Source organism: Rhizobacter sp., from assembly GCA_021153565.1.
Taxonomy (GTDB): domain Bacteria; phylum Pseudomonadota; class Gammaproteobacteria; order Burkholderiales; family Burkholderiaceae_C; genus Albitalea.
In genome coordinates, this window is record JAJKJU010000095.1 from 1 (window position 1) to 7823 (window position 7823).

Sequence of the window (7823 nt, forward strand, 5' to 3'; positions counted from 1 at the left end):
AGCGCAGCCATAGCCCGGGCTATGGCGAGCATTTGCAACGACGAGCAGGGGTCTTTTGGCGTGATGAGCGGGCATGATCGAAATACTCTCAGCCTCTCAGATCGAACTCATCGCCAGCGCCAGCGGAAACGCGGGCAGCAAGGCATCGATGCGATCGAGCACGCCCCCATGGCCGGGAAGCAGGTTGCTGCTGTCTTTGGCTCCCGCGGCACGCTTGGCGAGCGACTCGATGAGGTCGCCGACGACGCTCATCGCGGCAAGGAAGATGACGATAAGCCCAAGACCGAATAGGCCATGACGTTCATTCAGCCGGGTATAGAGGCTGGGTGAATCGACCGCATGCGAACGATCGATGGCAAGCCACGCCGCGGCCAGAATCAACACACCCACCATGCCGCTCCACACGCCTTCCCAGCTCTTGCCGGGGCTGATGGTCGGGGCCAGCTTACGCTTGCCGAAAGTCTTGCCACCGAAGTAGGCCGCAATATCAGCGGCCCAGACAAGGCAGAAGATCGAGAGGATGAAATTGATGCCTGCGAACTTGGCGTTGGCGAGTGCAAGCCATGCTGTCCACAGCGCGAGGATACCCAGAGCCAGGCGAAGCTCCTTGGGCACGCTCGGCCAGCCCGCGGGGCCGGCCTTCATGGCCCATGCACCGCCAAGGACCCAGACGAGCGTGGCGACCCACCAAATCCAGGCCGGTGCGGTGACGGCCCACCCAGCCCAAAGCGCCGCCGCACATGCAAGCGCCAAGAGGGCTCCAAGCCCAATCGCCGCGCCGCCGGCCACGCCATTGAGCCGCGCCCACTCCCACCCCGCCGCGCCAATCATTAGGAGCGTGAGCAACGCGAAGGGCCAGGCCACGGGGGCGAACAAGGCGGGAAGCAGAACGACCAGCAAGATCAGGGCGGTGATGACACGTTGCTTCAGCATGTCAGGCGCTCTGTAGCGATTCCGCGTGAGTCGCAGCGTCCTTGACACCGCCGAATCGTCGATCTCGTCGCGCGAAGGCTGCCAGCGCCGCGTCGAGTTCCGCATCGCCGAAGTCCGGCCACAGACAATCGGTGAAGACGAATTCAGAATAGGCCGCCTGCCACAACAGGAAGTTGCTCACGCGAACTTCTCCGCCCGTACGGATGAACAGATCGGGATCGGGCGCATGAGCGAGCGCCATGTAGCGTGCAAGCTTGTCCTCGTCGAGTTCGTTTGCCAGCACGCCGTCGGCGATAGCCTGTCGGCACGCTTGCACGATGTCCCAGCGTCCACCGTAGTTGAAGCACACCGACAGCGTGATGCGATTGTTGTCGCGCGTCAGCGTCTCGGCCTGCTCCCAGGCGGCGCGCAGCTTGTCGGATACCTGCGTGCGATCGCCCACGATGCGGATGCGCACCCCCTTATCGGCGAGTTTGGTGAGGTACTTCGCCACGGCCACGAGCACCAGTCCCATGAGGCCCGTGACCTCTTCGGTCGGACGCCTCCAGTTCTCGGACGAGAACGCGTAGACGGTGAGGTAGTCGATGCCACGGTCGGCGCATGCGAGCACTGTCTTCACGAGCGAATCGACACCGGCCTTGTGGCCGAAAAAGCGCGGCATGAAACGCTTCTTCGCCCAGCGGCCGTTGCCATCCATGACGATGGCGACGTGACGCGGGATGTCGGCCTTGGAATGCACGAGGTGGGGGTTACTGCAGGACACGGAAGCGGCGGGGATTCGTGGCCTCAAACGGCCATGATCTCCGCTTCCTTGGCCGAGATCAGTCGATCGATCTCGGCAATCGTGCGGTCGGTGAGCCTTTGCACCTCGTCGAGCGAACGGCGCTCGTCGTCTTCACCGATTTCCTTGTCCTTTAGTAGCTTCTTCGCATGCTCGTTCGCGTCACGGCGCACATTGCGCACGGCCACCTTGGCATCCTCGCCTTCGTGGCGCACGACCTTGGTGAGTTCCTTGCGGCGCTCTTCGGTCAATGGCGGCATCGGTACGCGCAGCAAGTCGCCTTGCGCGGCGGGATTCAAGCCCAGGTCGGACTCCCGAATCGCCTTCTCGATCTTCGGACCCATGCCCTTTTCCCAGGGCTGGACGCTGATCGTGCGCGCGTCGAGCAGCGTCACGTTGGCGACCTGGCTGATGGGCACCATCGAGCCGTAGTACTCGACGTGCACCTGATCGAGGATGCCCGGGTGCGCACGGCCGGTGCGCACCTTCTGGAGTTCGTTCTTCAAAGCTTCGATGGAGCGACCCATCTTGGCTTCAGCTGTCTTTTTGATGTCCGAAATGCTCATGTCTGTCCCCTGCTTCAAACGTGAACGAGGGTTCCTTCATCCTCGCCAGTCACCACCCGCTTCAAAGCCCCTGGCTTGAAGATGCTAAATACCTTGATCGGCAGCTTTTGGTCGCGGCACAGGGCGAATGCGGTAGCGTCCAATACCTGCAGGTTCTTCGTGATCGCTTCGTCAAAGCTTATGTGCGTGTAGCGCGTGGCTTCGGGATCCTTCTTCGGATCGGCACTGTAGACGCCGTCGACCTTTGTCGCCTTCAGCACGATCTGCGCGCCGATTTCAGCACCGCGCAACGCAGCCGCTGTGTCGGTCGTGAAGAACGGATTTCCGGTACCGGCTGCGAAGACGACGACCTTCCCCTCTTCGAGGTACTGCAAGGCCTTCGGGCGAACGTAGGGCTCGACCACCTGCTCGATCGCGATAGCTGACATGACTCGTGCGGTCATGCCCTCTTGCCGCATGGTGTCCGCGAGCGCCAGCGCATTCATTACCGTGGCCAGCATGCCCATATAGTCGGCAGTAGCCCGGTCCATGCCGACCGAGCCACCCGCCACGCCGCGGAAGATGTTTCCGCCGCCGATCACCACCGCGACTTCGCACCCGAGCTGTACAACTTCCTGTATCTCGCGCACCATTCGCACGATGGTGGCGCGGTTGATGCCGTAGGCATCGTCGCCCATCAACGCTTCGCCGGAAAGTTTGAGCAGGATGCGCTTGTATGCGGGCATGCAGGTGGGTCCTGGTGGGTTGATCTTGTTCGGTGCCGAAGTCTAAACGCCCGAGGGGATGGGCCTGGCCCAAGGCCCCTCGGATTCTTGCGGACAGCTTTAAGCGCCCTTGGCGGCGGCAACCTGAGCGGCCACTTCCGCCGCGAAGTCGTCGACCTTCTTCTCGATGCCTTCGCCCACGACGTAGAGCGTGAAGCCCTTCACCGTGGTGCCGGCAGCCTTGAGCATCTGCTCGACGGTCTGCTTGTCGTTCTTGACGAATGTCTGGTTGAAGAGGCTGACTTCTTTCAAGTACTTCTGAACCGAACCTTCGATGCGCTTGGTGACGATCTCGGCCGACTGGGCAGCCTTGCCTGCGGCTTCTGCGGTCTTGGCGTCTTCGGCGGCCTTGCCGGCGGCAACGGCGCGCTCTTTCTCGATCAGTTCGGCGGGAACATCCGATGACTGGAGCGCTACCGGCTTCATGGCGGCGACGTGCATGGCGACGTCCTTGGCGGCAGTTTCGTCACCGTCGAATTCGACGACCACGCCGATGCGCGTGCCGTGCAGGTAGCTCGCAAGCTTGCCGCCATCGGCATAGCGCTTGAAGCGGCGGATAGACATGTTCTCGCCTATCTTGCCGATCAGGCCCTTGCGTACGTCTTCGACCGTCGGGCCGAAACCATCTTGCGTGTATGGCAGTGCCGACAGGCCGGCGACGTCAGCAGGGTTGTTCTTGGCGATCAGTTCGGCGATGGCCTTGGACAGCGCCAGGAACGAATCATTCTTGGTGACGAAGTCGGTTTCGCAATTAACTTCGACGAGTGCTCCAGTCGTGCCGTCGACGTATGCCGCCACCACACCTTCGGCGGTTACTCGCGACGCGGCCTTGCCAGCCTTACTGCCCAGCTTCACGCGCAGCAGCTCTTCGGCCTTGTCCATGTTGCCTTCGGCCTCAGTCAGGGCCTTCTTGCATTCCATCATCGGCGCGTCGGTCTTGGCGCGCAGTTCGGCGACCATGCTTGCGGTGATTGCAGCCATCGTGTTTCTCCATTCTTGCTAGGTGCGTCATAGCGCTTCATCGCCTTGACGCGGAAGTAGTTGGCGTTGAAAAAAAGGGGCTGATCTCAGCCCCTTTCTTGTCTCACATCGTGTGTGAGCGAGGGGCGCGGCTATCAGGAGTTTTCGCTGACTTCCACGAACTCGTCACCTTCGGCGGCGATGGCCTGCACGATGTCGCTCGTCGCGTTGGCCTTGCCTTCGAGGATGGCATCAGCCACGGCACGGGCGTACAGCGCCACGGCCTTGGACGAGTCGTCATTTCCTGGGATCACGTAGTCGATGCCTTCAGGCGAATGGTTCGAGTCGACGATGCCGACGACCGGGATGCCCAGCTTGTTGGCTTCGGCGATCGCGATCTTGTGATAGCCGACGTCGATCACGAACAGCGCGTCAGGGAGGGCATTCATGTCTTGAATGCCGCCGATGTCCTTTTCCAGCTTCCCGAGTTCGCGCTGGAACATCAGCGCTTCCTTCTTGATGCGGATTTCGGCTCCGGCTTCGACCTGGGCCTTCATGTCCTTCAGGCGCTTGATCGAGCCCTTGACGGTCTTGAAGTTGGTGAGCATGCCGCCCAGCCAGCGCTGGTCGACGTAGGGCATGCCGGCGCGCTGGGCTTCCATCGCGATGACTTCGCGGGCCTGGCGCTTGGTGCCAATCATGAGGATGGTGCCGCGCTTGGAAGCAAGCTGGCGGAGGAACTTCATCGCATCGGTGAAGAGCGGCTGCGTCTTCTCGAGGTTGATGATGTGAATCTTGTTGCGATGGCCGTAAATGTACGGAGCCATCTTGGGATTCCAGAAGCGCGTCTGGTGACCGAAATGGACACCGGCTTCCAGCATTTCACGCATGCTGACAGTCATGAGAACTCCAAAGGTTGTGTCTAGAATCCAGCTCGAATCGCTGCACTTTCTGATGCATCCTTCTTGATGCAATCTTTAAGCGCTCGCAACACCTTGAGTTAGCCGGGTTCGCGATTTTGTTGATCCGGTCAAGGTATGAATGCTTCACAAAGCGTGACCCCATCCGGATAAACCCGACAAGTATACACGCTGATGACTCTCGACCTCATTGCCATACGCGGCGAAATCGCAGCGCTTCGCACGACCGCAAGCACTGCCCTCAATGCCTCGCTCGAAGCAGCCGACCGTGACTTCAACCGGAACACTTTCATACGCCGATTTGACGCCATGGCACGCGCCGCAGCAGCCGCCGTTGATGCCCAGCACGCGAGCGGCGCGCCGCTTCCGGCACTGGCCGGCCTCGCGATCAGCATCAAAGACCTCTTCGACGTCCAGGGACACACGACGACTGCAGGCTCGACGATTCTCCGCGACCGACACGCCGCAGCATGCGACTCTGCCGCCGTGGTTCGCCTTCGCAGTGCCGGTGCTGCGCTCATCGGCCACACCAACATGACCGAGTTCGCGTTTTCGGGGGTAGGGCTCAATCCTCACTATGGGACACCTGCCAATCCAGTCACGGCGCTGGTCGATGGCGAACAGCGAATCCCTGGCGGATCAACCTCTGGCGGCGCCGTCTCTGTCGCCACGGGCGCGGCCTGGGCCGCCCTTGGTTCCGACACGGGGGGCTCGATCCGCATCCCTGCGGCGTTGCAAGGCCTTGTCGGCTTCAAGAGCACCGCCCGCTTGGTCCCGACCGACGGAGCCGTCCCGCTGTCGACGACGCTTGACACTGCCTGCGCCATCACCCGTTCGGTGCGCGACGCTGTACTCCTGCACGAGGTGCTCGCGCAGCGGATCGTCCAGCGCTCCGGCCATGGTTTGAGCGCGATGAGATTCGCCGTGCCGACGACCACCATGCTCGACGCCATCGACCCGGCGGTGGCAACGACTTTCGAAAGCACCATCGCCACCCTGCGATCTGCCGGCGCTCACATCGAAGACATTGCCCTGCCCGAACTCTCAGAACTGTCCACCATCCAGTCCACCGGCGGCTTCTCCGCCGCGGAAAGTTGGACCTGGCATCGCAAACTCCTCGCCACGAATGACGCCGAATACGATCCGCGCGTCGCCCTGCGCATCCGTCGCGGCGAACGCATGACCGCAGCCGACTACATCGACCTGCTCAACTCCCGCCGCGACTGGATTGACCAAGTGCGAACCGCGACCCGCGGCTTCGACGCCCTTCTGAGCCCTACCGTGCCCATCGTCGCGCCACGCATCGCCGATCTCGAAGCCAGCGACGATGCCTTCTTCGCCGCCAACGCCCTGCTGCTGCGCAACCCTTCGGTCGTGAACATGCTCGACGGCTGCGCACTCTCTCTGCCTTGCCACAGCGAAGGCGAGATGCCCGTGGGCCTGATGGTGTGGGGTCACGCGATGGCCGACGACACCATCCTCGATGCCTCGCAAGCCATCGAATCGGCACTCACCGCAGCGAGGACCTGAGCCTCCATGCGCATCGCAGTCATCGGCGCCGGCATCGTCGGCGTCACCACGGCATACGAGCTTGCAAGCGACGGTCACGAGGTCACGGTCTACGAGCGACGCGCCAGCGTGGCAGCGGAAACAAGCTTCGCGATTGCGGGCATGGTGTCGCCCGGCTATGTGACGCCCTGGGCCGCGCCGGGCATGCGGCGCAAGGTGTTGTGCTCGCTGTTCCAGAAGCACCACGCCGTGCACTTCAATCCCGGCCTGAGTCTGCAGACGCTGCGCTGGATGTCGAAGTGGTGGCGCGCCTGTGGTCGCGATCAGCACCAGGGCAATCGCGCCAGCATGCAAGCCCTGGCGGTCTTCAGCCATGCGAGGTTGCGTGATGTGACCAGTCGACTCAAGCTCGATTACGAGCGCACCGACGGTTGCCTCTTGCTCCTGCGCACCGACCAGGATCTCGCGTCTGCGCAGCCGAGTCTCGCGCTGCTACGAGACATGGGCATCAAGCACAGCGTGATCGACCGCGAAGCGAGCGTGAAGATTGAGCCGGGCCTCAACCCGAAGACGCCACTGCATGCAGCCATCCACCTGCCCGACGACGAGGTCGGCAACTGCCGCCAGTTTGCGCACTTGCTGCGCACGGTGGCACAGAACCTGGGCGTGAGTTTTCGATTCCACACCGAGGTCGACCGCATCGTCCCGGGCGGCCGACCTGAACTCGTCCTGCACACCAACACCTCGTCGGACTCCGATCAGGCGAGCGTGATGACCGACGGTGTCAAGCACGGCTTTGCGGCCACGGTGCCCATTGCCATCCAGGCCGAACGAGAAGTAGTCGATGCCATCGTCGTATGCGCGGCGATGGACAGCAGCAAGCTGCTTGTACCGCACGGGCTCAAGTTGCCGCTGATTGCTGTGCACGGCTACTCGGTCACTGCGCCAATGAGGCAACTAGACAGCCATCCCGATCACGGACCGCAGTCGGGCATTGTGGACGACCACTACAAGGTCGCCATTAGCAGGCTGGGCTCACGAATCCGTGTGGCCGGCTGCACCGAGTTGGGCGGTCACCCCACCAAACACAACATGGCCGCTATCGGCACGCTCTACAAGGTACTCGACGACTGGTACCCCGGCATCGCACGGCTGTCGCGCGCGCAAAGCTGGAAGGGTGCGCGTCCCATGCTGCCCGACGGGCCACCCGTGTTGGGCCTCAGCGGCCTGCCCGGGGTGTGGCTCAACCTGGGGCACGGATCGAATGGCTGGGCGCTGGCTTGCGGAAGCGCACGCGTGCTCGCGGACCTGCTGGCGGCACGCGCACCGGCGATAGACACTCGTGGCCTGGGAATCGACAGGTTTCGCCGATAAGGACATGGCCCAAAAC

General features: G+C 62.5%; 8 protein-coding genes. 2 read left to right on the plus strand and 6 right to left on the minus strand.

The window, feature by feature from the left end; genetic code table 11:
- Positions 1–96 precede the first annotated feature (96 nt).
- The 6 genes from AC30NL_RS06055 to rpsB all read right to left on the minus strand — a co-directional run bounded on the left by AC30NL_RS06055 (position 97) and on the right by rpsB (position 4906).
- Positions 97–933 carry a phosphatidate cytidylyltransferase gene (locus AC30NL_RS06055; RefSeq protein ID WP_489463112.1) on the minus strand — a complete coding sequence of 279 codons (837 nt, stop codon included), beginning with the start codon at positions 931–933 and terminating at the stop codon, positions 97–99.
- A gap of 1 nt (position 934) precedes the next feature.
- Positions 935–1672: a polyprenyl diphosphate synthase gene (gene uppS, locus AC30NL_RS06060; protein WP_489463113.1), complete on the minus strand. Its 738-nt coding sequence runs from the start codon at positions 1670–1672 to the stop codon at positions 935–937.
- A gap of 47 nt (positions 1673–1719) precedes the next feature.
- A complete protein-coding gene (gene frr, locus AC30NL_RS06065; RefSeq protein WP_489463114.1) occupies positions 1720–2280 on the minus strand; it encodes a ribosome recycling factor in 561 nt (186 codons plus the stop codon).
- A 14-nt stretch (positions 2281–2294) separates the two neighbouring features.
- The gene (pyrH, locus tag AC30NL_RS06070; protein ID WP_489463115.1) at positions 2295–3005 is read right to left on the minus strand and encodes a UMP kinase; all 711 of its coding nucleotides are present in this window, start codon (positions 3003–3005) and stop codon (positions 2295–2297) included.
- Positions 3006–3104: 99 nt separating this feature from the next.
- Entirely contained in the window at positions 3105–4025 is a 921-nt protein-coding gene (gene tsf, locus AC30NL_RS06075; protein WP_489463116.1) for a translation elongation factor Ts, read from the minus strand.
- 134 nt (positions 4026–4159) lie between these two features.
- Complete coding sequence (gene rpsB, locus AC30NL_RS06080) at positions 4160–4906, minus strand: 30S ribosomal protein S2 (protein WP_489463117.1); 747 nt, start codon at positions 4904–4906, stop codon at positions 4160–4162.
- Between the two features lie 192 nt (positions 4907–5098).
- On the opposite strand from rpsB, the gene AC30NL_RS06085 reads away from it, so the two are divergent.
- Both AC30NL_RS06085 and AC30NL_RS06090 read left to right on the plus strand, forming a co-directional pair.
- A complete protein-coding gene (locus AC30NL_RS06085; RefSeq protein ID WP_489463118.1) occupies positions 5099–6454 on the plus strand; it encodes an amidase in 1356 nt (451 codons plus the stop codon).
- Positions 6455–6460: 6 nt separating this feature from the next.
- Positions 6461–7807, plus strand: a complete 1347-nt coding sequence (locus AC30NL_RS06090; protein WP_489463119.1) for an FAD-dependent oxidoreductase — start codon at positions 6461–6463, stop codon at positions 7805–7807.
- Positions 7808–7823: the final 16 nt, after the last annotated feature.

Coding starts and splice junctions, on each gene's coding strand:
- AC30NL_RS06055 (WP_489463112.1), bottom strand. CDS start 933: ATGCTGAAGCAACGTGTCATCACCGCCCTGATCTTGCTGGTCGTTCTG.
- frr (WP_489463114.1), bottom strand. CDS start 2,280: ATGAGCATTTCGGACATCAAAAAGACAGCTGAAGCCAAGATGGGTCGC.
- pyrH (WP_489463115.1), bottom strand. CDS start 3,005: ATGCCCGCATACAAGCGCATCCTGCTCAAACTTTCCGGCGAAGCGTTG.
- tsf (WP_489463116.1), bottom strand. CDS start 4,025: ATGGCTGCAATCACCGCAAGCATGGTCGCCGAACTGCGCGCCAAGACC.
- rpsB (WP_489463117.1), bottom strand. CDS start 4,906: ATGACTGTCAGCATGCGTGAAATGCTGGAAGCCGGTGTCCATTTCGGT.
- AC30NL_RS06085 (WP_489463118.1), top strand. CDS start 5,099: ATGACTCTCGACCTCATTGCCATACGCGGCGAAATCGCAGCGCTTCGC.
- AC30NL_RS06090 (WP_489463119.1), top strand. CDS start 6,461: ATGCGCATCGCAGTCATCGGCGCCGGCATCGTCGGCGTCACCACGGCA.